Raw genomic sequence first — 24,521 nt, 5'->3', positions numbered from 1 at the left:
ACGGCAGTGGAAGCAGCGGCGGCAGAACTCATGCTGTGCGCTGGCGCAGCCGCGGCCGCAGCACCGCCCCACGCCGGGACAGCACCGCGGCACGGAGCACGCCGGTACCGTAGGCCGCGTCGGCCACGAGTCGCAGGGCAAGGTGCCGGGCGGGGTCGAGGGGAGCGCCGGCGTCGTGCGCTGGGCCGTCATGACCGAGGCGGTCCTGTACCCAGTGCCGGGCAGCCTGCACGGTGTCCGGCACCGTGGGAACCAGGGCCAGCACGACGATGGCGCGCGCCACCCGCCGCGCCCGGTTCACCGGAGCCGCGGACACCGTGGACACCGCGAGGGCCAGCGCCCCGAGTGGCCACCATTCGCGACGCAGGGCGTTGCCGATGGCGGTGATCTCGGACCGCAGTCCGAGCACGGCAACCTCGGCACCGCCGGACACGGGCAGACCCCTGCGGCTGAACCGCCGCACGCCCGCTCCGACCTGGACCGCTGCCCCGCCCACGGCACCCGCAACACCCAGGGCGCGCACCGGTCCCCGACCACCAACAGCCACCAGGCTTCCAGCGAGCATCACCAGACCGGGCCAGCCCGAGGTCACTGGGGCGAGGCGGCCGGGGTGCCGGTCCTCGAGCGGTACGGCAGAGGTCCCGTAGGCGGCATGACGCTGTGACCACTCCGCCAGTCCAGAGCGGACCCCATGATGGACCTCGGCGGCTGGCAGGTACCGGACGGTGTGTCCGGCCTCGACGAGGCGCCAGATGAGGTCGACGTCCTCCCCCACTCGCAGCCCCGGTTCGAAGGGCGGATCCGGCAGTGCCGAGCGCCGCACGAGCAGGGCAGCGGTGGGGACGTAGCCGATCTGGCCTCCGGGGGCGACGCGCCGCGCCTGGGATCCGAGGTCGAGTCCACCGCGCCGGGACTCGAACCGTTCCAGGACGGTGCCCGCGCCGGCGCCGGTCACGGTGCCGCGTACTCGGGGAGCGGCCACGGCCACCTTCGGGTCGTCGAAGTGCGGGCGGAGGGCGTCCAGCCAGTCCTCGGTGGGCAGGGTATCCGCGTCCAGGAACGCAACGAAGTCGGCCGGCGCCCCCGGTGAATCGTTGGACGCGGCCAGCCCGGCATTGCGGGCGCCGCCGGGTCCGACGTTCTCGGGCAGCACCACCAGTCGCACGCCGTGGGCTGCACAGACCCGTGCGATGTCCCGAGCGTCGGTGGCGCTCGAGGCATCATCCACCACGGTCACGCGATGGCCGCGCAGGGCCGGGAGGAGACGCGCCAGGGGCGCCGCGGAACCGTGGACCGGCACGATCACGTCCACCTCGTCCGGATGGGGCCGGCGGGGTGGGTGGACGGGCAGGGCCAGCCCGCGGTCCACGAGCAGTCGCGCCGTGGCGTGTTCCACATCATTGTCCGGCTCGACGGCCCCGGCGCCGCGGCGCAGGACCCTCGTGGCGAAGGGACGGGCGGGAGCGGACAGCCGGGCCAGTCCCCACGGCGAACCGCCGAACAACAGTTCGCCGTGGCGGCGGGTGTAGGAGCCCTGGGTCCGGGCGATGGCTGTCATCGGTCCTCCCGGATCCGGGTCCCGGCCAGGTGCCCGAGTGCCATGGCCACCGCGGCCGTCCCTCCGGAGGGGTGCGTGGGCAGGGCGGAGAGGTCGGCCACGTGCAGTCCGTCGATGCCGCGCACCCGTAGATGTTCGTCGACGACGGAGTCCGGTCCGCCGGCCGCGCAGGTCCCCACGGCGTGGTAGATGCCGCCGCCGGAGGTACGGACGAAGTTGGCGGCAGCCGCGTCATCACCGTCGGCGACACTGGCGCCCGGCAGGTCCTCGTCGATGACAACATCCGAGAGCGCCGGTGCGGCGAGCACGGCGCGGGCCGCCATCAGGGCACGGGCGGCCGCGGCCCGGTCGCGGGGATCCTCAAGCAAAGGTGCACGGACGTCCGCGGGCCGGTGGGGGTCGGTGCTCGCCGCGTGGACCGATCCGGTGGAGTACGGGCTGAGGGCATAGGCCTGGATCATCAGGCCGGCGTGGTCCGCCGGTGCCAGGCCCGTGCCGTCCGTGGAGATGTCGGTGAGCAGCAGTTGCAGATCCGGCCGGTTCCCGCCGGTCGAGTCCACGGAGGCGGCGAGCGGGTAGGGGCCGGAGGAGAGCGGCCCCGACCGGGTCACGAGGTATTGGGCGGTGGCACCGAGCAGTCCTCGGGTGGTCCCGAGCCGGCCGTTGAGGCCCAGCCCGGGGCGGATCCGGGCCTTGATGGTGGCCCCGCGTTGTTCCCTGAGGCCCTCACCCACCCGCGGAGCTGAGACGACGGGGTCGATGCCGAGGTGCCGCAACCGATCCGGGTCTCCGATACCCGAGCGCTCCAGGAGCGGCGGTGTCTCCAACGTCCCCGCAGTGAGCACCACCTGATGCCGGGCGTGGTGATGGATGCGGCTGCCGTCTTCGAGGACCGTCTCCACGCCGACCGCTCGGTCACCGGCGGTCAGTACCCGCACGGTCGTCTGTCCCGTGAGCACCCTCAGGTTCCCTGCCCGGAGTCCGGTTCGCAACAACGTGGCCGCGCTCCGCCGCATCCTGCCTCGGATGGTGGCCGGGGTGTGTCCCACCCGGGGCCCGACGGCGGCGCGCACATCCGGCACGAACGGCACTCGGGTCTCCCCGAGGCCGGCGATCAGGGCACTCAGGACCTCGGACGGAGGTCCAGACGAGGGTTCCGCCGCGGGCGCGGAGACGGGCAGTAGGGCTTCCAGATGATCGAAGGCCCGTCCAAAGGCGCGCCAGGACCAGTCCTGGCCGAGGTGATCCGCCAGAACGTCGTAGAGGTGGGACTCTCCGCGCAGGTACATGGTGCCGTTGATGAGCGTGGAACCGCCGACGCCCCGGCCCCGCCGCCACACGTCCACGGGGCCCGGTTCCTGTGCCGGGAGTGCCGGATACTCGAAGCTGATCCGCGGGTCGAACATGGTCCGCACGAAGCCCTTCGGCACGGACACCAAGGGATTGCGGTTCCACGGGCCGGCTTCCACGACCAGGACCCGCAGGTCCGGATCCTCAGCGAGCGCGGCAGCCATCGCACATCCGGCCGCACCGGCACCGACCACGATGACATCGGCGGTCAGTCCGCGCGCCGCCGCAGGCGGGTCAGTGGATCCAGCGCGAGAGCCGACGAGACCTGGTGTCATAGTGCGTTCATCGTAGTCACGGCAGAGACTCAGGCCGTCATCGCCATCATCAGGCCCTCTCGATAGGAATCCACAGTTGGCCGCTCCCGCTGGTTCCGCCCTCGTCCGATCCCACGGAGAGCAATTCGGGGCCCGGCGCCCATCGGTACGGGTTGGCTGGGAACCACTCGGTCGCCGCATCGGCCCAGAGCTGCTGCAGTGCCTCAGGGAAGTCGCCTTCCGCTTGGAAGACGACCCACAGCCCAGCCGGGACGTCGAGCGATTCCAGGCCGGCCGGCGTCGGGCGCGTGGTGGCGACCGCACGCCAATAATCCAGCCAGCTCCCCTCGGCGCGCGGCTCGTCGATGTTGACGGTGACGGCGACACTGCCGGACGGTTCCTGGTCCGAGAGCTCGGCCAGCTGCGTCCGGATGGTGGGGTCTATGGAGCGTTCGAATTCGGCGATGGCGGCATTCTCCCCCTCATGGATGAGGGGGACGCGGGTACCGACTCCCACCAGGGTGAAGGCGGGCTTCTCGATGATGCGGTGCTTCACGTCTGCGGTCCCTTCGACGGTCAGATGAAATCTGAGTTGCGGTTGAGAATGAAGGACGGCGCCGGGCCGGCGCGCCTGTCTCGGTGTCATGCCGTGCAGTGACTTGAAGGCCCGGTTGAACGCCTCGGCAGAGCCGTAGCCATAACGCACGGCCACGTCCAGCACCGTGGAGCCATCCAGGATCTCGGCGGTGGCCGCGGTGAGGCGCCGGCGTCGGACGTACTCGGACAGCGGCATGCCGGCAAGGGTCGAGAACATCCGGCGGAAGTGATACTCCGAGGTCATGGCAGTCCTGGCCAGTGCCTGGACGTCGACGTCGGCCGTCAGATCCGCTTCGATGTCACCGATGGCGCGATTCCAGTGCTGCATGGCATCCTCCCTTCACAGCTCAACTGTAGGGAGGAAACGTAGCCTCCTACCCGAGAAATCGTGCCCGGTTGGGTCGGAGCCGATTCCACGGAGTTCCAGCCGATGGTCAGGCCCGGCCAGGGCGGCCGCCATGGAGAGTCGCGCCAGGGTCCTCGCGGTGTTCCACCCGGACATGACGGCGGCGGCACGCGCCTCCGGGACGCTCGAATGCATTGGTCTCTCATGACGAGATCGATACATTCGGCCGAGGAGGGGCGATGTCCGGTTCTCATAGCGGTGGCCGGTGGGGGTGATGACGTCCAGCCCGTCAGGGGTGGCCTCGTGACGCCAGCCGGCGTTCTCCTTGGTGTGGTTGCACCGCGCGCACAACCCCGAGCCATTGTTGTAGCTCGTCAGGCCGCCCTCGCTGTGCGGCTTCACGTGGTCGGCGTGCCGGATGGGCGCCTCACACCACGGGGTGCGGCAGACGTCGTCCCGCAGGACGAGCATCCTGCGCAGTAGCGGCGGGAACACCCGCGCCCTCGAGTCCATGGCCACCAATTGCCCGGATTCCGGCGCCGAGGACTGCCCGGTGGCGCGTTCGACCAGGAGGTCGGCCATGATCTGCTCCCGCGTCCGCCCCTCCGCATCGCCCACCCCCACGGCGGTGCTGGCGTCCCGGTGGAGGTTCGCGTACACCGCCACGGCTTGAGGCATCGGCAGTAAGGCCGTCAGGTAGGCCATGCCGCCGGTGGCCGGACGTACGGAGACCCGGCGTTCAATCCTGCACCGCTCCAGCTGGGCGACGGCGGACTCCTGGTCCAGACGCTGGGAATGGGCCCTCGCCTCAGCGGCCAGCTTCTTCACGCCGATGGGACCCAGGCGGCATGACATCAGCGCGTCCACGGTCCGGCGGTGTTCCACCGGCAGCCACGCCGTCTCGCGTGCCATGGCCGTGGCGTGCTCCTCGGAGATCTCACCGTCCGTCAGGGCCCGGAGGGTATTCGGCATCTCATGGCAGAGGGCACGGGCGAGGCCGATGTGGCGTCCGCCCCGTTGGGCCGGATCCCGGCGGGCCAATGCCACCTCTCCGCCGACTCCACGACCCTGTTGATCGGCCGGCACTCCTTCTGCGGATTCCCGGGTCCGGCGCAGGCCGTCCAGGGCCACCGCCTCGCGCGCCTGCAGTGCCGCGCACGTCGCCTTGAGGGACTCCAGGCCCCGGATCCGGTCGATGGCCTCGGCCTCGGTTCCAGCAGAGGCCATCCCTGCGAGTGCCTCCCGGAGTTCCGTGAGTTGCTCGGAGTTGTTCAACTGCCGGAACAGAGTTCCGGTCACCCCCGCCAGTGGTTCGCAGGCGACGCTTCTGTTACCAGCGCGCGCCTCACCCACGGCCACGTCAGCGGAGCCGAGGGCCGAAGCGATGCACGGGAGTTCTTCCATGTTCTGACCCTATGAGGGGGTCAGGACACGTTAAGCCGAACCGGTGGACCTCCCGATCAGGGTGTCCATGGCAGTGGAGAATTCGAGGACGATCCGGGCGCAGGCGATCCAGAGCACGGCGGGTATCCAGCCGAGCAGCAGGGCCAGGATCCCCAGCGTGGTCCCCTGGCTGAACCCGATGAGCACCACGGCCACCCAGGTCACCACGATGCCCACCACCACCACGGCATAGATGGCGCGGGCCAGGCCCATCGACATCCGCTGGTCCCCGTTCAGTTCGAAGAGGGCCCGGAAGAGGGACACGGGCCCGTGCGGCTCCGGCGGGGAGTGCTCCGGGTGGCGATACGGGCTGAAGTGGCTGGTGGGATCCTGCCGGCCAGTTGCCGGCCGCGAATCATGGGAGACAACCATCTCGGACCTCCTGCATCGGACCGGGTGCACCACGGCGGATCAGGAAGATCACGTGCATCAGGTGCACCGCATACCCTCACCCTAGGACTGCCGTTCAGCAGTGTGAAGACGCCATGGACGCTCACCGGGAAGCAGGGGACCCGGAGTGCACGGCTCGGCCGATCGGCTCCGCCACGGCCGCGTCCTCGAGGTACCCGATCACCGCATGCGGCTCATCGCCCGCGCTGACCCGCACGTCCCGGATCTGCCCCGTCACGGCCTGGTCCAGGCGAGGGGCCAGCGGGTTCAGGATCGCCACCACATCTCGTACGTCATAGCCGTTCACCCAGGCAGAACGCCGGTCAGGGACCACCGCGGGCACCGGCACCGGCCCATCCCCGGCTCCCCCGAGCAGATGCCTCTGCACCACCGGCAGCCCCAGAGGACTCCCGGTGGTCGCCACCAGGGCGATCGTTCGTCCCTGCGCGCCCCGGGTCAGAGCGTCGTGGGCGACCACGCTGCCCAGGCTGTGCCCGACCACCACCACCGGCTCCTCCGTCGGGACATCGGCAAGCGCCCGCTCCACGATCGCCAGTACGGTCTGACGCACCTCGGCGCAGCCCAGATAGTAGGCCACGTCCGTGAAGTACTCCTCGATCACCCGAGCGGAGACCCCCGCCCTTTCGGCCAGGAACTGCAGGGCCGCTCGAAGCCACGGCACCCTGAGCAGCTCGTCCAGTTCCCACCAGGGGCGCCCGACGCCGGCCGGGACACCCCGGGCGGTCGGCTCACCGGCCGCGGGGTGAAGGGACTCGGTGTGAAGGGAGGCAGAGTCCGGTTCGAACCGCAAGCTTTCAGTGACGTCATGGACCAAGCCGGCTTTGACCTCGCAGACCGCCTGCACGTCGGCGGGCAACGGCTCGCCGGTACTCCAGCGGGCCAGATCCGGTCCCGGGCCGGTGCCCTCGCGTTCGGCGACCGCGTCGCGGAAGGCATTGCCGTAGAACGGGAACAGGACGGGGGCGGCGTCCGGGATCGGTGGCCGGCCGGCGTCGTGCAATCCGGTGTTCAGGGCCTGCAGCCACCGGCGGCGGATGGCCTCCGCGTGCTCTGCCACCTGACCAGCGGGGACGCCCGGAGCGGTGTGCTGGCCCCGCCCGTGGATGAGGAACAACGTGGTCATGGTCTGCCTCCTGACCACAGACTAAACCTTGACGTTACCTGAACGCGTCACATCTACTGGCCGGGTTCAGGAGGCAGAGCCCGTGGACGAGGACGTCCGACCGGGCCCAGCCTCAACCAAGGAGAAGGGCATTTCCCATGGGACACAAGAAAAGACTGACCGCTGCAGGCTGCGCGCTGGCCCTGGCCGGCACGGCACTGGTGGCCGGCCCGACGGCCGCCGCACCGGACACGATCGAAACAGCAGCAAGGACTGACACGGCGGACACGCAGGCTCTGGAGCGGTCCTTGACCGAGGCTCCGTCACGAGGCCTGCAGACACCGTTCGAGGCCAGCAACGGGGCGAACTGGACCACGGTCGAGGAGGCCCAGACATTCCTGGAGGAACTCGACGCGGGCAGCGAGCGCGTCGCCCTGCAGCAGGTGGGCGAGTCGGTGGAGGGCCGGCCCCTGAACTTCGTCACCGTCGGCTCCCCCGCACCGGAATCGCAAGAAGAGGTCGCCGACGGGTCCATGATCCTGTTCAACTGCTCGATCCACGGCGATGAGCCCTCGGGTCGGGAGGGGTGTCTCCAGCTGGCCCGGGACCTGAGCACCACCAAGGATCCCGCGTGGAAGCGGTTGCTGAACAAGACCACGGTGGGCTTCACTTTCATCAACCCGGACGGCTGGGAGGCCGACACCCGGGAGAATGCCGACGATGTGGACATCAACCGGGACTTCCTGGCCCTGACCACCCCTGAGGCCCAGGCGCTGGCCACGGTCATGCGGGATTGGAATCCTGACGTGCTCAACGACCTCCACGAGTTCGGTCCGCGCGAGTTCTATGACACGCAGGCCCTGGTCCTGTGGCCCCGCAATCGGAACGTGGACTCCACCATCCATGACCTGTCCGAGCGGATGGTGAACGACTACACGGGGGCACAGATCGAGGCCAACGGCATGACCAGCGGGATCTACGGCCTGCTGGTCAAGGACGGAGAGCCGTTCCAGCAGGTGGCCGGTGACCACCAGGCCAGGATCCTGCGCAACTACACGGGCCTGAAGCACATCACCGGGCAACTGACGGAGGCGGCGCAGGGCCCGGTGACCCCGGAGGAGGAGAACGACCCGCTGTTGGCGAACCGCCGCGCCGTGGACGTGCAGTACTCGAGCGCCGTCGGCTCGCTGGCCATGATCTCGGAGAACCGGACCAGGCTCGCCCGCCAGTCGGCCCAGGCCGCCGAACGCGCCACCCAGGCCGGTGCCGACCAGGCCGGAGTCGTCTACTTCAGCGGTCAGGACAACATGCTCCCGACCACCAGTGACGGCGCCGAGCCCCACCCCATGTGCGGATACCAGCTGACCGAGGCGCAACTGTCCGAGGTGGGGTCCACGCTGGAACTGCATGAGATCGCGTGGGAGGAGAACGCCGAGGGAGCCTTCGTCACCATGGCGCAGCCCGGAAAGACGCTGATCCCGCTGCTGCTCGATGAGCGTGCCGAGTACGGGGTGACGGAGGCCACCCCGCTGGACGACTGCTGAGACGAGCCGGTCCGCTGGCGATGGTTCCGCCCGGTGCCGGCCACCCACATGGGTGGCCGGAACCGGGCGGACTCGTTCTTGCGGTCTGTCACTGCCCCGCGTTGATCAGTCCCGACTCATAGGCGGTGACCACGATCTGTGTCCGATCCCGCAGGCCGAGTTTGGCGAGGATCCGGGACACGTGGGTCTTGATGGTCTGCTCGGAGAGGAACAGCTCGCCGGCCAGCTCCGCGTTGGACCGTCCCGTGGCCACGAGCCGCATGACCTCCAGTTCGCGCTCGGTCAGTTCCCCCAGCACGGTCACATCCGGCTGGCGGGCCACCGGCCGGCTGACATAGTCCGCGATCAGCTTCTGGGTGATCGACGGCGCCAGCAGGGCCTCCCCGGCCGCGACCACCCGCACAGCGTTCGCGAGGTCCTCGGCGGTGGCGTCCTTGAGCAGGAAGCCGCTGGCGCCGGCCTGCAGGGCGGCGAAGACGTACTCGTCCGCGTCGAAGGTGGTCAGCATGATCACCCGCGGATGGGTGCCCCCCGGCATCGCGAAGACCGCACGAGTGGCGTCCAGCCCATTGACCACCGGCATGCGGATGTCCATCAGCACCACGTCCGGCCGGGATCTCTTGACGAGGTCCACCACCTCGGCGCCATCCTGTGCGCTCCCGACGACGGCCATGTCCTCCTGCGCGTCCAGCAGGGCCCCGAAGCCCTGGCGCACCATGGCCTGGTCATCCACGATGAGGATGCGGATCGGGTGTATGGCGGAGAACGGTTCCGCAGGTCTCTGGCTCACCCGACCAGCGTATCCGTCACGCCGAAGTAGCCCGCACGTAGCCCCCACTTTCACTCTGGCGGGTGATGACCCGGCCCGACCGGCTCCGTAGCTTCGCCACCATGACCACCACACCTTCCGTCCTGACCCGCCTCGGCCGTGACTACGCCTTCGTCCTGCCCGGCTTCTTCATCTCCCTGTTCGCCTTCGTCCTGCTCGTTCCCCTGTTCACGCTGGCTCTCGGCACGGCCGTCATCTGGATCGGTGTCTGGCTGCTGCCCCTTGTCCTGCTGGTGGCCGCCGGATTCGCCGAACTCTCCCGCAACCGGGTGCGGCTCTGGGGCGGCCGGCTCGATCAGCCCGCCTACCGCCGTGGGGGCACCGGTATCAACGGATCCCTCCGTTACCTCACCGACCCGCGGCGCTGGCTGGACCTGCTCTTCGAGACCCTCATCGCCTTCCCGGTGCGCACCCTCACCTTCGTGGTCTCCGTGGCCTGGACGGCAGGGGCCCTCGGTGGGACCACCTACGTGTTGTGGGGCCACTACCTTCCCCGTGGCGAGCAGGAGTATCCCCTGGCCGCCGGCATGCTGGAGGCCTTGACCGGCGGAGCCATCCCGGATGCCGTGGCCACCAGCTACGCGGTCGAGTCCGTCGTCAATCTTCTGATCGGCGTGCTCTTCCTGCTCACCCTGCCTGCCGTGATGCGCGGACTCGCCCTGCTGGACGCCTCCACCACGGTGGCCGCGCTCGGCGCCGGACCGGCGCCGGGATATCCGATGCCGGCCGGGCCGCGGGTAGCGTGAACGCCATGCGCGCCGCCGAGCCGTCTGCTCCCTCGTCAGTCTCCTCCACCCCATCGTCAGGTGAGGCACGTCCCCCTGGACCGTCACCCGTCCGGGCCAGCTTCTCACGCAGTGGGTGGACCTGGCTCCTGACGTCCTGCGCCGCCATGGTCCTGGTCGCCACGGGCTGGCCCATCCTCGCCGCAGTCCACCACGTCCATGTCGCCATCGCCATGGTGCTGGCCGTCGGACAGGCGGCTGCGGTGCCCCTCGCCGTCCGGCGGCCCATCCCGGCCCTCCTGCTGAGCACGGCCGCGGCCCTCGGCACCACACTCGCCTCCGACCCCGCGTCCGGGCCATGGCCGTGGCCCGTCACCACCCTGATCGCCTTCATCCTGCTGGTCCTCGTGGTCGCCCTGCGCCACCCCTGGCGCATCGGTGCCGTTGCCTGGTGTGCCGGCGCCCTGGTCGGTGGGCTCGGCCTCGCCCTGGAGAGCTCCACGGCCGAGGCGGCCCTGTCCAGCGCCACCCTGTCCAACGCTGTCGTGTGCGCTTCCATCGCCGGTGGCGCCCTGGCCGTCGGCAGCGCCCTGCAGGTCCTCCTGGCCAGCCGCAGCCAACTCGACCACGAACGCCAGCTCACCGCCGAGGAGGAGACCAAGCGCCGAGAGCTGCAGCAGCGAAACCGGATCGCCCAGGAGTTGCATGACGTGGTGGCACATTCCATGTCCGTGATCTCCGTGCAGGCCACCACTGCCCCCTACCGTCTGCCCGGCATGGACGAGCCGACGCGGGGTGAGTTCGACTCGATCGCAGACTCCTCCCGCCGCGCGCTGACCGAGATGCGGGGGCTGCTCGCCATCCTGCGCGGAGACGATGCCGCGGACACCACGCCCCAGCCGACCATCGCGGACATCCCCCAGCTGGTCGTCACCACGCGGTCCTCCGGGGCGCACGTGGAACTGGAGATCGACCCGGAGCTCCTCCCGCTGGGCGGAGTGACAACCGCTGGCGGGACCGGAGTCCCCGGTGCGCCGAGTGCGGCCGGTGACTGGTCCGCCGTCGTGCCTCCCGCCTCGGGCCTGACCGCCTACCGGGTGGTGCAGGAGGCGATCAGCAACGCCCTGCGGCACGCACCGGGTGCCGCCATCCGCGTGCAGGTCTCCGTGGGAGACCAGATCGGGATCCGCATCGCCAACGGGCCCGCCGCCCGTGGGGGTCTCGTGGCGTCGCCGGGAGCAGGCCTCGGCCTGAAGGGTATCCGTGAGCGAGTCAGCGCGCTGGGAGGCACGGTCAAGGCCGGGCCGACGCCGGAGGGCGGCTTCGCCGTGAAAGTTCGGCTGCCCCTGTAGCCGCCCGCGCCGGAGCTAGTCACCGGAGGACGATTCTCCCTACAGTGGGCTCAGGAGAAGGAGGATCCATGAACATGTCCAGAAAAGGGGCCATGACCAGCGGCTTCTTGGTCGTGGCGGTGGCCCTGACGGTGACCGGCTGCACGTCCTCGGCCTATCCGGCCGACCCGGACGGGACCTTCGACGACGTCTCGGGTGGCACCCTTTCCGTGGGGGTGGTCCATCACCCCCCGTACGTGGACGCCACCGGTGCCGAGCCCACCGGCAGCGAGGTGGACCTCATCCAGGCCTTCGCCGAGGAGATCGACGCGGAGATCGAATGGACCGCCTCCGGCGAGGAGGCCCTCATCACGGCCCTCGAGACCGGGGACGTGGACCTGATGGCCGGAGGACTGACCGACCAGTCCCCCTGGTCCTCGCAAGCGGCCCTCACCCGCTCCTATGCCGAGGACACCGGCCCGGACGGCAAGACCGTCAACCTCGTCCTGGCCGTCCCGCTGGGTGAGAACCAGATGCTCGGCGAGCTCGAGCGGTTCCTCGACGAGCGTCACCCGGGAACCACCCCGTGACCACGACCGTGCGCCGATTCGGGCGGACCGAACTCACACCCGAACTGCAGCAGGCCCTGCGCCGAGCCACCCGCCTGGAATGGATCACCCTGGGGATGCTCGCGGTGACCGTGACGCTCGTGATCGTGGTCATGGGCAATTCCCAGGCCATGAAAGCCGCCTGGATCGAGGACATGCTGTCCTTCATCCCTCCTCTCGCCTTTCTGGTGGCGGCCCGCGTCATCAACCGCCCTCCCACGCGGAGCCGGCCCTATGGCAACCACAGTGCCGCGGGGGTGGGGCATCTCGTGGCCTCCGTCGCCCTACTGGTCATGGGGGGATACCTCATCATCGACTCCGGCAGCGGCCTGGTGTCGGCCGAGCATCCCCCGATCGGCACGTTCCACCTGTTCGGGCACACGGTGTGGCAGGGCTGGATCATGATCGCCGTCATGATCCTGTCCATCCCGGGGCCCGTGATCCTGGGGCGGATGAAGATCAAGATCGCCGAGCAGCTGCATGACAAGGTCCTGTACGCCGACGCGGACATGAACAAGGCGGATTGGCAGACGGGGGTTGCCACCGCCGTCGGTGTGGCCGGCGTGGGGCTAGGACTCTGGTGGTTCGACGCCACCGCCGCGATCTTCGTGGGTGCCAGCATCCTCAAGGACGGCATCACGAATGTGGGTACCGCGATCACGGACCTCGCCGACGCGCGGGCCCGGACCATCGACGGCGAGGACCCGCACCCACTGGTGGCGAAGGCGGAGGACTATGCCCGGTCGGTCGACTGGGTCCTGGATGCCGGAGCCAGGGTCCGGGATGAGGGCCACGTATTCCACACGGAGATGTTCGTGGTTCCCCGCGATGGCGCCGCACAGACTCCCTCACGCCTGCGCGAGCTGACCGAGGGCATCGTCGAACTGGACTGGAAGCTGGAGGACGTGGTGGTCGCCCTCGTGGAGGAACTGCCCGCAGAGGTCCACGGCGGAGTCGAGCGGGACAAGCAGTCCGAGGGCGGTCAGGCGGCCCGCTGACCCTCCGGCCTCAGGTCCGGAGACGCTCCCGGACCAGCAGGGGCAGGGCCCTGACCAGCAGCACCATGACCACCAGCTCCACCAGGGTCTGGGTCACCACCACGAGTGGTGCGAGGTCGAAGGCAGCTGGCAGGGCGAGCACCAGCGGCAGCACCACGAGCGAGTTGCGGGTCACGCCGCTGAACACCACCGCCCTGCGGCCCGGGACGCCCAGCCTGGCCAGCCGGCCGGCCGCCAGGCCGATGACCACCATGACCACAGCGAACGCCACGAACACCGGGACCACGGTGAGCAGGCCGCCCAGATGCGCGCCGACATCGTGGATCTGGGACGCGACCACCACGGCCAGGGTCACCATCATCAGCGGGACCATGGCCGCGAGCGCCCCGTCCCGCAGCCAACGCCCGGCACGCCAGCGGGTGGCGGCCGTCTGGGTGAGCCACGCGGCGGCCAACGGCAGGACGATGAGGAGGACGAAGGCCTCGAGGAAGGGGCCGGCGTCGACCGTCTGCAGGAAACGCTCGCCCACCATCAGCCGCAGGTAGACGGGCAAGAGCGCCATCTGGACCAGCATGAGTAGCGGCGTGGCCGCCAGCAGGCGGTCCGCCGCACCGCCTGCCAGTCGGGTGAAGACGATGACATAGTCCACGCACGGGGTCAGCAGCACGAACAGCACCCCGACCTCCAGCACCTGGGACGGCGCCACGAGGCGGGACAGCCCGAAGGCCACGATCGGGATCACCGCGAAGTTCACCAGCAGGACCGTCAGCAGGAACCGGCCGTCACGGAAGGCCCCCGCCAGCCGCGGAAACGGAATCGCGAGGAAGGTGGCGTAGAGCAGCAGGCCGAGCACGGGATTGATCGCGTGCCCCGCCGGTCCGGCCACGGCCGGGACCAGGAGCCCGACGCCGGCCCCGGCCAGCAGCGCGGCCACGTACAGCACCACCTGGTGCCGTTCCAGCCACGGAACGGTGGCCGCCACTCGACCCGCCGCCTCTCGCCACATGTCCTCCAGCATCTCAGGATCTGGCGGTAGATCCCGGACGGTGGCGATATCGGTGAAGGTCAGGTGAACAGCAAGACAACTTGCACGCATTTCCCTCCTGCAACAGAAATTGCCACTTACGCTGGTTTCATGAGCTTCCCCGACCGCGTTGACGAGCACCGCAGCCGATTGACGAAGTCGGACCGGGCGCTGGTGGACGAACTGCTGTCCTATCCGGCCGAGGCGCCTCTGTGGCGCGGCGAAGACGTGGCCCGGCGTGCCGGCGTCCACCCGGCGGCGGCCACCCGGCTGGCCCAGCGGCTGGGATATCACGGCTACCCCGATCTGCGGGATCACCTCCGGCAGGATCTGGGTACCGGGCTCACTGGGGCGGGCGACCGTTTCCGGGTGGAACTCCAGGACTCTGGTGGGCACTCCGTGCTGGAGACCCTGCTGACCACCGAACTGGACACCCTGTCCCAATTGTGCCGGCACGTGGGCCAGGACCAGCTGGATCGGCTCGCCGACCGCATCGCTTCCGCCGGCACAGTCCATCTCTTCGCCCGCGGCAATGCCTCGGTGCTGGCGGAACTGATGGAACGACGACTCCGCCGCTTCGGCATCCGCACGGTCAACCTGACCGGCACCGGCCGGGACGTGGCAGAGCGAATCCTCAGCCTGACCGCTGAAGACCTCGTGGTGGCGTTCGCCTTCCGGCGGCCGCCACGCGAACTGAGCGAGCTACTGGGCCACGCGCAGCAGGTCGGCGCAGGCACCGCGCTGGTCACCGACACCATCCACACCCTCGACCCGGCCCCGGACGCCATCCTGTCCGCGCCGCGTGGACACCAGGACAGCCGAGAGGGATTCGCCTCCCTCACGGTGCCCATGGCCATCGCCAACGCCCTGGTGCTGACGATCGCCCAACGTCACGACCAGGCGCTGCTCCCGGCGCTGGATGCCCTGGATGGACTCATGGCCGCATTCGACTGACCCCCGCCCCAGACCGACCACCATCCGTTCGAATCACCCCGCATCCCCGTGATGCACCCCGCCCTACCGTTCCCTGCCCGAAAACATCCCCGAAGGACTGGAAATGCGTTCACAGAAAACCCTGCCCATCGCCGTCTTCCTCCCCCTGCTCCTCACCCTCGCCGCCTGTGGTGGAGGTTCTCCCGAGGCCGCCCAGAACGCTGGGACCGGGTCTCCGGCGAGTACTGCCGCACACCAGGAGCTCGACTCACTCAGCCAGGAGCAATTGGAGGAGCGAGCCCTCGAGGAGGGACAGGTCACCATCTACTCCTTCACCTCCCGGATCGCCCAGGTCGAGGAGGCCTTCGAGAATGAGTACCCCGGGATCGACTTCATCGGCCATGACATCTCCTCCTCGGAGCAGATCACCCGTCTGCAGGCCGAGGCCCGGGCCGGCTCACCGTCGGCGGACGTCGCCTACATCTCGGATGCCCCCGTGGTCATCACCGAACTGCTCCAGGACGGCATCCTGATCAACCACGTGCCCCAACGGATGGCCGAGGTGGTCCCGGCCGAGTACCAGGAACCGCTGTTGGCCAACCGGCTGTCCACCAAGGTGCTGATGTACAACGAGGACGCCCACCCGGACGGCAGCCCCATCTCCAACCTGTGGCAGCTCACCGAGCTGGAGTGGAACGGCAAGGTCGTCATGGTGGACCCCACGGTCCGCGGCGACTACCTGGATCTGATGACGGAGATCGTCGCCCAGTCCGACGCCATGGCCGCCGCCCATCAGGAGCACTTCGGTCGGCCCATCGAGCTGGACGAGGGCGTCTCCACTGCCGGCGAGCAGTTCATCGCCGACCTCTACGCCAACGGACTGGTCCTGGTGGATGACACGGACAACGTCAATGCGGCCGTCGGCCAGACCGGCCAGGAGGACCCGCCGGTGGGCTTCACCTCCTATTCCGACCGCCGGGACAACGAGGACGAGGGCTGGGCCCTGCAGGTCTCGCTCGGCACCGAGCCCTCCACCGGCATCACCTTTCCCGCCTACCTGGGTCTCGTGGAGGGAACGGAGAACCCGGCTGCCGCCCGGCTGGCCATCGACTTCCTGATGGGCGACGATTCGCCCACGGGCGGCCCCGGCTACGAGCCGTTCTACGTGGCCGGCGACTACCCGGTCCGCGAGGATGTGGAGAATCCCGAAGGCGCCGTGTCCCTGGAGGAGTTGGCGGCCTGGGACATCGATCCGGAGGCCACCGCCGAGACGCGTTCCGACGTGGCCGACTTCATCCTCACGCTGAGCTGATCGCATGACCAACACGACGACGGCCGTCCGCCTCCGCGTGGCCGCACGTCAGCCCGCCGCGGTGCTCGGACTGGGCACCCTGCTGGTGCTGGCCGTGCTGGTCGTCGCGCCGATCGTCGGACTGGTCAACTCCACGCTCACGGTCGGCAACCGCGAGGCCTGGTCTGATGTCTTCGCCTCGCGGCTGTCCGAGAACCTGCTGTGGGACCCCCTGGGGAACTCCCTCCTCATGGGGGTCACCACCGCGGTACTCTCCACCGTGATCGGCGGGTTCCTCGCCTGGGTGGTCGTGATGACACGTATCCGCGGACGGGCGGTGCTGGGCGTCCTGGCCACCATCCCCTTCGCCCTGCCGAGCTTCGCCCTGGCCCTGGCCTGGGAATCGGTGTTCCGCAACGATCTGGTCGGTGGGTCCACGGGGATCCTGTGGAACCTGGGCGTCCAGGTCCCGGACTGGTTGGCCTGGGGGCCGGTCCCGGTGGCCCTGACGCTGACCGCCCACTACTTCTCCCTGTCCTTCATGTTGATCGCGGCAGCCCTGGCGTCCGTGAACGGGGACCTGATGGAGGCTGCTGAGATGACCGGGGCGTCCAAGCTCAGGGTGGCCAAGGACATCGCCCTGCCCGTGGTCGCTCCCGCCCTGGTCTCCGGCGCGCTACTGGCCTTCGCGGAGGGCGTCTCCAACTTCGTCACCCCGGCTCTGCTGGGGCTGCCGGTGCGGTTCCACACCCTCTCGACCCGGCTGTACGGCTCCATCACCACCGGAGACACCTCCCGCGGCTACGTGCTGTCGATCGTGCTGATCGTGGTGGCCGCCATGATCATGTACACATCCACCCGGGTCACCGGGGGCCGGCGCAGCTTCGCGACGATCACCGGCAAGGGTGGCCGCCAGCGCGGGATAGCCCTGGGAGCCTGGGGCTGGCCGGTCGGGGCGCTGTCCTGGCTCGTGGTGGCCTGCACCACCGTCCTCCCCGGGATCGTGCTGGTGCTCAGCTCGCTGGCCCGGAGGACCGGTGACATCACGTCCGGGCTCACCCTGCACTACTGGACCGGAGGCTCGGATCCGTCGATCGCCCAGGGGCAGCGCGGCGTCCTGAACAACCCGCAGATTCTCCAGGCCACGGCGAACACCGTGCTGCTGGGCGTCTGCGTGGCCCTCGGCGCGGGCCTGCTGGGGCTGCTGATCTCCTACGTGGTCACCCGCCACCGGCACCCCAGGTGGATGATCGGGTCACTGAACGTGCTCTCCTTCGTGCCCTTCCTCATCCCCGGCATCGCCCTGGGCGCGGCGTTCATCGCGCAGTTCGGAGCACCCATCGGCCCGATTCCCAGCCTCTACGGCACGTTCACCATCCTCGTGATCGCCGGGATCGCCGCCACCATCCCGTTCGCCGTCCGCTCGGGCACGGCGGCCATGAGCCAGGTCTCCACGGATATCGAGGAGTCCGCCGTCATGGCGGGGGCCGGGTTGGTCCGGAGGCTGAGATCCGTGATCGCCCCGCTCAGCGCGCGTGGTCTGTTCACCGGCGGAGTTCTGGTGTTCGTGCAGATGGTCCGCGACCTGTCCCTGGTGGTGCTGCTGGCCACGCCGGCCATGCCGGTGCTCGCCGTGCTGACCTATCAGTATTCCTCCGAGAACTTCACCCAACTGGCCAACGCGGTCACCGTGATCATCGCGGTGATCTCGGTGGGCGCCACCCTGGCTGCCCGTCGGTTCGAGGGCGCCGCCCAGCCCTGGGCACGGCAGACCACGGCCGACTGAGGGAGGGCCCGATCGGGGCGACCCGATCCCCGGCCTCCCAGTACCGCCTCCCTGCTTGAAAGGACACCCCATTGAAGGACCTGCACATGACCGCCGTCCGCGCTCGGCCCGGCGCCGTCCACGACAGCACCACACCCTCCGCCCCAGCCCCGTTCCCTCCCGGCGGCTCCGGCTCCGGCTCCGGCTCCGTGACTGTCACAGGACTGCGCAAGGACTTCGGCGGCTCCGTAGCCGTGGACGGCATCTCCTTCGCCGTCCCAGCCGGGGCCTTCCTGGTTCTGCTGGGCCCCTCGGGTTGCGGCAAGACCACCACCCTGCGCATGCTCGCGGGCCTGGAACAGCCCACCGGCGGGCAGATCAGCTTCGGCGACCGCGCCATCGCCCGCGGGGACGGGACCGTCAACGTCCCGGCCGCCCAGCGCGAAGCCGGGCTGGTCTTCCAGTCGTACGCTCTGTGGCCGCACAAGACCGTGCGTGACAATGTGGAATGGCCGCTCAAGGTCGCGAAGTGGGCGGCGGGCCGGCGGCGGGAACGGGTGGCCGAGGTGCTGGACCTGCTGGCCATCTCCGAGCTGGCGGAACGGTACCCCGGGGAGATCAGTGGTGGTCAGCAGCAGCGCGTGGCCATCGCGAGGATGATCGCGCCGGAACCGAAGATCCTGCTGTTCGACGAACCCCTGTCCAATCTCGATGCCAAACTACGCGTGGACACCCGCGGCGAGCTGATGCGCATCCACCGTGCCACCGGCGCCACCAGCGTCTACGTCACCCACGATCAGGTGGAGGCGATGACCATGGCCACCCATGTTGCGCTCATGAAGGACGGCAGGATCGAGCAGTTCGGCTCGCCCCGCGAGTTGCTGGAGTCTCCCCGTACCGCGTTCACGTCCACCTTCATCGGCACTCCGCCGGCCAACGTCCTGCCGTGCACCGTCACCGGGGGCCGGATGATGGCCGAAGGCCCCGCGGCGGCACCGCGGCTGGACTGCGGGCCGGCGCCCGACGGTGTGGCCGAAGGGGAGAACGTGCAGGTCATGTTCCGGGCCACCTCGATCACGCTGGAGCACACGCAACCCCCGCAACGGATCGTGCCGACGCCGGGTCAGACGAGTCACAGGCCTGCCCTCGATGCTCTGTTCGCCGACCAGGTACCGCTGGCCGACCGGTGGGTGGTCGGTGTCGATGGACCCGGAGGCAACCGCCTCAGCGTCGTCCTTCCCTTCCCGGTGGACCTCAGCCCCGGCGATCCGGTGCAGTTGCTCTTCCCGGACGGACCCGACGCCGTCTTCGGCCCCGATGGCGTGGTCCTGGGCGGGGCCCGGCGATGATGCGCCTCATCCTGGTACGGCACGGCGAGACCACCTGGAACCTCGAGCGTCGGTTGCAGGGCCAACGGGACATCGGGCTGTCCACGACGGGACGCGAACAGGCCTTCGCGCTGCTGGGCGCCATCCGGAGACTGGCCCCGGAGTACGTGGTGTCAGCGGAACTCGCCCGCGCCCGCGAGACCGCGGAACTGCTCGGGGCCGGTCTGGACGCCACCGACGACCGGCTCAACGAGGCCTTCCTGGGCTCGTGGGAGGGATGCCATTCGGCCGAGCTGAAGGCCTCCACCCCCGAGCTGTACGAGCAATGGCGGGCCGGACAGTACCAGCCGCCGGGCGCAGAGTGCTTCACGGAACTGACGGACCGCGTCGTGGCGGGCGTGGACCAGGCCATCCGAGACGCACACGCCCGAGGCCTCGGGACCCTGATGGTGGTCACGCATGGCGGGCCGGTCCGTGCCTACCTGCGGGCCGCCGTCGGACTTGATCCAGCCCGGACGGTGCCGAGCCATCCGGCGAGCCTGTCCTGCGTGGATGTGGACCCGGCGGCGGACTCGCCCAGCCTCGCCGGGACCGCCAGGCTGAGGCTGTTCAACTTCGCACCCGCCCTCTCTCTGCTGGACCCCTCAGACTGAGTCGATGGCCGCCGCCGCGGGACCATTAGGCTGGGCACATGGACCCGTCCACCGCACCACCCCTCCCCCGCCCGTGAACCGGCTGTTCCGGTCCGTCCTGGGCCTGTTCGCCGCGCCCCGGCTCAACGTGCGGGAGGACTACGCGAAGGTCCGGCGTTTCCAGCAGCACGTGGCCGCGCTCTCGGGACCGCGCTACCGGCCCCTGTACCGGCAGACGGCGGCGGAGGTGGGGACCCACCGTGTCCCCGTGAGAGTCTTCCAGCCGAAGGAGAAGAGGCGCGACGAGGTCCTGCTCTTCTTCCACGGGGGCGGCTGGGTCACCGGTGACATCGAGAGCTACACCCCGGCCTGTGCCACGATGGCCGACCTCACCGGCTGCGTGGTGGCCTCCGTGGACTACCGGCTGGCCCCGGAGCATCCCTTCCCGGCAGGACTCGAGGACTGCTTCCACGTGGCACGGATGGTACTGGAGGATCCGCAGCGGGCCGGCATCGACTCGGCCGCCAACGTCGTCCTCGTGGGCGACTCCGCCGGCGGCAACCTGGCGGCCGCCGTCTCCCTGATGTTGCGGGAGCGCGGCCATCGCGGTGCGAGCCGGCAGATTCTGCTGTACCCGGTGACACACTGGGACCACGACCCGGCGACCTCCCCATTCGCCTCGGTTCGCCACCATGGCGAGGACTACCGGCTCACCTCCACGGAGGTCCAGGACTACTTCGACCTGTACGTGCCAGACCACCAGGAGCGCCGCAGCCCTCTGATCGCCCCGCTGATGGCACCTGACCTGTCCGGGCAGCCGAAGACCCTGCTGATCACGGCGGAACTGGACCTGCTCTGTGATGAGGGGGAAGCCTACGGCCAGGCCCTGGCAGAGGCCGGAAACGAAGTGCGCGTCTACCGGGTGGACGGGGCGCTGCACGGGTTCATCGCGCTGCCCCGGTTCTCCCGTTCCCTGCGGGAGGCGTACGAGGTGATCAACGCCTTCCTCGACGAGGACTCTCCTGTCGATGAGCAGCCTGTCGGTGAGCAGCACGGCCGTGCCGGCCATCCCGGCCACCCTGGCCTCCAGGACGCGCCATGACCGGGCGGACCTGGGTGCGTCTGGACAACGCCTCCAACATCTTCCTGGCGGCGCGGACCGATGCCGATCCCAAGGTGTTCCGCCTCAGTGCGGAACTCGACCACGAGGTGGATCCGCAGCTGCTGCAGCAGGCCCTGGACATCACCTTCGACCGGTACCCGCTCTACCGTGCGGTGCTGCGGCGCGGCGTGTTCTGGTACTACCTGCAGGACAGCGACCTGCGTCCCCTCGTCAGCGCGGAGCTCCAGCACACCTGCGCCCCGATCTACCAGGTGGACCGGCGCACCCTGTTGTTCCGCGTGCTGCACCACCGCCGGCGGGTCAACCTCGAGGTGTTCCACGCCCTGTCCGACGGCACCGGGGCGCTGTGGTTCCTCTCCGACCTGGTGACCGCCTACCTCGGGCTGCGCTACCCGGAGGTGGAGCGGGCACTCGGGGCAGCCCCCGAGGCCGGTGCGGATCCTGCTGCCGACCATGCCGCCCCGGAGCCCAACGGCACGGCACCGGCCGGACGACTCCAGGAGGCGCCGGTCCACGAGCTGACCGCCGACAGCTTCGCGCACTACTTCCGCCGGCGCGGCCGGGACCAGGTGCCCGCCACCGGTGCGGCCCGACCTCCGCGGAAGCGGGTGCACCGGATCAGGGGCACCCGCACGCCGGACCACCGCACCCGTGCCGTCGAACTCACCCTGCCGGCCCGGGACGTGCTGAGCCTGGCCCGGACCGAGGGCGTCTCACTCACCATGTATCTGACCGCCCTCTTCTTCGAGTCCGTTCGCCGGTCCTCGGGCGGACTGGGCCGGAACCGCACCCTCGCGGTCTCGGTGCCGGTGAACCTGCGCCAGTTCTTCCCCTCGACGTCGGCACGGAACTTCTTCGCGGCCGTCCGGGTGGAGCACACCTACGGGGAGGGCGAGGACGACGTCGGCTCCGTCGCCCGACAGCTGGAGGGCCAGTTCCGCCCGAAGGCCACCCCGGAAGCCCTGGAGAGGAAACTTCGGCGCTTCATCCGCTTCGAGCGGACGCCCGTGTTGCGGGTGATGCCGAGGCCTCTCAAGGACCTGATCCTGGGGCTGGTCAACCGGGTCAACAACCGCGGACTGACCGTCGCGATCTCCAACATGGGCCGCGTGAGCCTACCGGAGCCGGTCGACTCCCACGTGGGCCGCCTGCTGCTCCATGTCTCGGCTGCCCGCCCCCAATTCTGCGTCGTCTCCCACGCCGGCCTGCTCACGATCAGCTTCTCCTCACCGTTCACCGAGACCGGACACATCAGAGAATTCGCCCGGCACCTCACCGACCGCGGGATCGCGGTGTCCGTGGCGGCGGCGCGCGTCACGGAGGAGGAGCTCAGGTCAGTGGCGACGGTGGTGGAGGCATGAGGCGCTGCCCGGAATGCGCCGTGGACATCGAAGGCGCCTGGAGTCACTGTCCCCTGTGCGCGGCCCCGACCTCGGCTTCGGCCTCGAGTGAGGGTTCCGGCGAGGTCACCCCGAGTCCGTTCCCCGCAGTGCCTCTCCAGTTCTCCCGGCGCCGGGTCCTCAGGGCTCTCTTCCTCGCCTCGATCGCTGTGATCCTCGCCTCGTTCACGGCCCAGCTGCTGTTCAGCCGGGACCTGGACGGCATCGGGGTGCTGCGCTCCGTGTGGCTGGGTGTCAGCGCCATGTGGCTGGTGGTGCTGATGGCGGTGCGCAAGCGGCGTAACCTCGCCAAGAGCACCGTGTACCTCGTGGTGCTGGTCGGCCTGGTCTGCGTGTACTGGGACTACCTCACCGGATGGCTCGGCTGGTCGCTGACCTATGCGGTCCCCATCGTCTGCGCCTCGTCCATCGTCGCCCTGCTGATCACCGTCCGGGTGATGCGCATCGAGGTGGGCGAGCACATCGTCTACAGCGGCCTGACGGTGCTGCTGGGCCTGGCACCGCTCGGGTTCCTCCTCTTCGGCTGGGTGACGACCCCGCTGCCCTCGGCAATCTGCGGTGCCCTCAGCCTGTTCGCCCTGGCACTCCTGCAGCTCGGACGGAGTCGGCAGGTCCGCCACGAACTCGCCAAGCGACTGCACCTGTAGACCCCGTGCCACCGGACCGCCGTCCGGTCATCCGCCCGGATGCGGGTAGTCCCCCGAGCGGCCCTGGAACTCCAGGATGGCGGGGTTGAGGACGACTCCGTCGCGTATCTCGATGGCCCGGCTGATGGTCTCGCTGCCGGCCCAGGCGCTGGGTCCGCCCATGACGATGTCCAGGAAGGGCAGCAGGGCGTCGCTGATCTCCCAGCTGGCCGAGTTCCACAGGTACGAGGGGCTGTGGTCCACCGCGTAGTAATCGATGGTCCCGCCCACCGTGAACATGGGGTCGGCGAACGTGGTGGTGCGGGCCCATTCGAATGCCATGCCCTCGTCGCATGAGACATCCACGATCAGGCTGCCGGGCCGGAAGGCCTCAAGATCGTCGGAGCGCAGGTAGAGCAGTGGCGCATTGGGATCCTGCAGCGTGCAGTTGACGACGATGTCACTCTCGGCCAGAAAGGGAGCCAGCGGGACCCGTCCGCGGTCATCGGTGATGACCTCGCTGAGGTAGGGGCCACCGTCATGGTCGAACTGGATCATGTGCGCGGAATGGATCGGTGAGGCGACCGAGGCGACCTTGCGGTTGGTCAGCACACGGACATCTGAGATGCCGTGCGCCTTCAGGGCCGTGACGGCTCCCCGTGCGGTGGCGCCGAATCCGATCACCACGGCACTGAGCCGGCGGCCGTAGTCCCCGGTGACACCGGTCAGGGCCAGGGAATGGAGCACGGAGCAGTACCCGGCCAGTTCGTTGTTCTGATGGAAGACGTGCAGTGAGAAGCCGCCGTCACTGGCCCAGTGGTTCATGGCCTCGAAGGCGATCAGGGTCAGCCGCCGGTCGATGGCCTGCTGGGTGAGTTCGCGGTCCTGCACACAGTGCGGCCATCCCCAGAGCGTCTGACCGTCCCGCAATTCGGCCAGGTCTGCCGCCTGCGGCTTGGCCAGCAACACGGTGTCGGCGGTGGCGATGACCGCCGCCCGGTCAGCCACGGCACCCACCAGCTCAGCGAGGTTCGCGTCCGAGTATCCGAACCGTTCGCCGTAGCCCTCCTCCAGGACCATCCTGCTCCGTACGGAGGGATCGATGCGTTGCAGGTGGTCCGGGTGCAGGGGCACGCGGTACTCGGCGGTCTTCCGGGTGGTCCCCAACACGCCGAGGACAGGATGAGTCGATGGTGCCATGGTGCACGTCCATTCTGCGGTGCCGCAGTGGCACCGCACATATCAGGCTATACCGGCCCGGGTGTTCCAGCTGCGGACAGGCTGCAGGCGGTACTGGTGTGGG

General features: G+C 69.5%; 22 protein-coding genes. 13 read left to right on the top strand and 9 right to left on the bottom strand.

Going from position 1 to position 24,521, the window contains the following annotated elements; genetic code table 11:
* Nucleotides 1–28 precede the first annotated feature (28 nt).
* The 6 genes from mftF to BOSE125_RS05400 all read right to left on the bottom strand — a co-directional run bounded on the left by mftF (nucleotide 29) and on the right by BOSE125_RS05400 (nucleotide 7,082).
* A complete protein-coding gene (gene mftF, locus BOSE125_RS05425) occupies nucleotides 29–1,558 on the bottom strand; it encodes a mycofactocin biosynthesis glycosyltransferase MftF (protein WP_159550736.1) in 1,530 nt (509 codons plus the stop codon).
* Nucleotides 1,555–3,183, bottom strand: a complete 1,629-nt coding sequence (locus tag BOSE125_RS05420) for a GMC family oxidoreductase (RefSeq protein ID WP_159550734.1) — start codon at nucleotides 3,181–3,183, stop codon at nucleotides 1,555–1,557. The genes mftF and BOSE125_RS05420 overlap by 4 nt, the downstream gene beginning before the upstream one ends.
* Nucleotides 3,184–3,232: 49 nt before the next feature.
* Entirely contained in the window at nucleotides 3,233–4,087 is an 855-nt protein-coding gene (locus BOSE125_RS05415; RefSeq protein ID WP_159550732.1) for an AraC family transcriptional regulator, read from the bottom strand.
* A 12-nt stretch (nucleotides 4,088–4,099) separates the two neighbouring features.
* Nucleotides 4,100–5,509 (bottom strand): HNH endonuclease, encoded by a 1,410-nt coding sequence (locus tag BOSE125_RS18175; protein WP_159550730.1) that lies wholly within the window; start codon nucleotides 5,507–5,509, stop codon nucleotides 4,100–4,102.
* A gap of 30 nt (nucleotides 5,510–5,539) precedes the next feature.
* Entirely contained in the window at nucleotides 5,540–5,920 is a 381-nt protein-coding gene (locus BOSE125_RS05405) for a DUF4282 domain-containing protein (RefSeq protein ID WP_159550728.1), read from the bottom strand.
* Nucleotides 5,921–6,041: 121 nt separating this feature from the next.
* Nucleotides 6,042–7,082 (bottom strand): hypothetical protein, encoded by a 1,041-nt coding sequence (locus BOSE125_RS05400; RefSeq protein ID WP_159550726.1) that lies wholly within the window; start codon nucleotides 7,080–7,082, stop codon nucleotides 6,042–6,044.
* A 137-nt stretch (nucleotides 7,083–7,219) separates the two neighbouring features.
* Between BOSE125_RS05400 and BOSE125_RS05395 the strand changes: the two genes are divergently transcribed.
* Nucleotides 7,220–8,605, top strand: a complete 1,386-nt coding sequence (locus BOSE125_RS05395) for a M14 family zinc carboxypeptidase (RefSeq protein ID WP_159550724.1) — start codon at nucleotides 7,220–7,222, stop codon at nucleotides 8,603–8,605.
* Between the two features lie 88 nt (nucleotides 8,606–8,693).
* Here the strand turns inward: BOSE125_RS05395 and BOSE125_RS05390 are convergent, their stop codons facing one another.
* Nucleotides 8,694–9,395 (bottom strand): response regulator transcription factor, encoded by a 702-nt coding sequence (locus BOSE125_RS05390; RefSeq protein ID WP_256375973.1) that lies wholly within the window; start codon nucleotides 9,393–9,395, stop codon nucleotides 8,694–8,696.
* A 101-nt stretch (nucleotides 9,396–9,496) separates the two neighbouring features.
* On the opposite strand from BOSE125_RS05390, the gene BOSE125_RS05385 reads away from it, so the two are divergent.
* The 4 genes from BOSE125_RS05385 (at nucleotide 9,497) to BOSE125_RS05370 (ending at nucleotide 13,096) form a co-directional block, all read left to right on the top strand.
* Nucleotides 9,497–10,180: a sensor domain-containing protein gene (locus BOSE125_RS05385; RefSeq protein ID WP_159550722.1), complete on the top strand. Its 684-nt coding sequence runs from the start codon at nucleotides 9,497–9,499 to the stop codon at nucleotides 10,178–10,180.
* A 5-nt stretch (nucleotides 10,181–10,185) separates the two neighbouring features.
* A complete protein-coding gene (locus BOSE125_RS05380; protein ID WP_159550720.1) occupies nucleotides 10,186–11,511 on the top strand; it encodes a sensor histidine kinase in 1,326 nt (441 codons plus the stop codon).
* A gap of 68 nt (nucleotides 11,512–11,579) precedes the next feature.
* Entirely contained in the window at nucleotides 11,580–12,080 is a 501-nt protein-coding gene (locus BOSE125_RS05375) for an ABC transporter substrate-binding protein (RefSeq protein ID WP_159550718.1), read from the top strand.
* Complete coding sequence (locus BOSE125_RS05370) at nucleotides 12,077–13,096, top strand: cation diffusion facilitator family transporter (RefSeq protein ID WP_236557825.1); 1,020 nt, start codon at nucleotides 12,077–12,079, stop codon at nucleotides 13,094–13,096. The genes BOSE125_RS05375 and BOSE125_RS05370 overlap by 4 nt, the downstream gene beginning before the upstream one ends.
* 10 nt (nucleotides 13,097–13,106) lie before the next feature.
* Here the strand turns inward: BOSE125_RS05370 and BOSE125_RS05365 are convergent, their stop codons facing one another.
* Entirely contained in the window at nucleotides 13,107–14,078 is a 972-nt protein-coding gene (locus BOSE125_RS05365) for an arsenic resistance protein (RefSeq protein ID WP_236557824.1), read from the bottom strand.
* A 153-nt stretch (nucleotides 14,079–14,231) separates the two neighbouring features.
* Between BOSE125_RS05365 and BOSE125_RS05360 the strand changes: the two genes are divergently transcribed.
* The 8 genes from BOSE125_RS05360 (at nucleotide 14,232) to BOSE125_RS05325 (ending at nucleotide 23,239) form a co-directional block, all read left to right on the top strand.
* Complete coding sequence (locus BOSE125_RS05360; RefSeq protein ID WP_159550716.1) at nucleotides 14,232–15,074, top strand: MurR/RpiR family transcriptional regulator; 843 nt, start codon at nucleotides 14,232–14,234, stop codon at nucleotides 15,072–15,074.
* A gap of 103 nt (nucleotides 15,075–15,177) precedes the next feature.
* A complete protein-coding gene (locus BOSE125_RS05355; protein ID WP_159550714.1) occupies nucleotides 15,178–16,365 on the top strand; it encodes an ABC transporter substrate-binding protein in 1,188 nt (395 codons plus the stop codon).
* 4 nt (nucleotides 16,366–16,369) lie between these two features.
* On the top strand, nucleotides 16,370–18,130 hold the full coding sequence (locus BOSE125_RS05350; protein WP_159550712.1) for an iron ABC transporter permease: 1,761 nt from the start codon (nucleotides 16,370–16,372) through the stop codon (nucleotides 18,128–18,130).
* An 86-nt stretch (nucleotides 18,131–18,216) separates the two neighbouring features.
* Nucleotides 18,217–19,458, top strand: coding sequence for an ABC transporter ATP-binding protein (locus BOSE125_RS05345; RefSeq protein ID WP_159550710.1), 1,242 nt, complete (start codon nucleotides 18,217–18,219; stop codon nucleotides 19,456–19,458).
* Nucleotides 19,455–20,090: a histidine phosphatase family protein gene (locus BOSE125_RS05340; RefSeq protein ID WP_159550708.1), complete on the top strand. Its 636-nt coding sequence runs from the start codon at nucleotides 19,455–19,457 to the stop codon at nucleotides 20,088–20,090. The genes BOSE125_RS05345 and BOSE125_RS05340 overlap by 4 nt, the downstream gene beginning before the upstream one ends.
* 73 nt (nucleotides 20,091–20,163) lie before the next feature.
* A complete protein-coding gene (locus BOSE125_RS05335; protein ID WP_236557823.1) occupies nucleotides 20,164–21,171 on the top strand; it encodes an alpha/beta hydrolase in 1,008 nt (335 codons plus the stop codon).
* Nucleotides 21,168–22,553, top strand: a complete 1,386-nt coding sequence (locus tag BOSE125_RS05330; protein WP_159550704.1) for an alcohol acetyltransferase — start codon at nucleotides 21,168–21,170, stop codon at nucleotides 22,551–22,553. Before BOSE125_RS05335 ends, BOSE125_RS05330 begins: the two co-directional genes overlap by 4 nt.
* Nucleotides 22,550–23,239: a DUF6320 domain-containing protein gene (locus tag BOSE125_RS05325; RefSeq protein WP_159550702.1), complete on the top strand. Its 690-nt coding sequence runs from the start codon at nucleotides 22,550–22,552 to the stop codon at nucleotides 23,237–23,239. The genes BOSE125_RS05330 and BOSE125_RS05325 overlap by 4 nt, the downstream gene beginning before the upstream one ends.
* 27 nt (nucleotides 23,240–23,266) lie before the next feature.
* Here the strand turns inward: BOSE125_RS05325 and BOSE125_RS05320 are convergent, their stop codons facing one another.
* The gene (locus BOSE125_RS05320) at nucleotides 23,267–24,418 is read right to left on the bottom strand and encodes a N(5)-(carboxyethyl)ornithine synthase (RefSeq protein WP_159550700.1); all 1,152 of its coding nucleotides are present in this window, start codon (nucleotides 24,416–24,418) and stop codon (nucleotides 23,267–23,269) included.
* Nucleotides 24,419–24,521 lie beyond the last annotated feature (103 nt).

The sequence above is a fragment of the Citricoccus sp. K5 genome, assembly GCF_902506195.1.
GTDB lineage: Bacteria > Actinomycetota > Actinomycetes > Actinomycetales > Micrococcaceae > Citricoccus.
The sequence above is the reverse complement of the archived record's forward strand: the minus strand, read 5'-3'. Positions and strand labels throughout refer to the sequence as shown.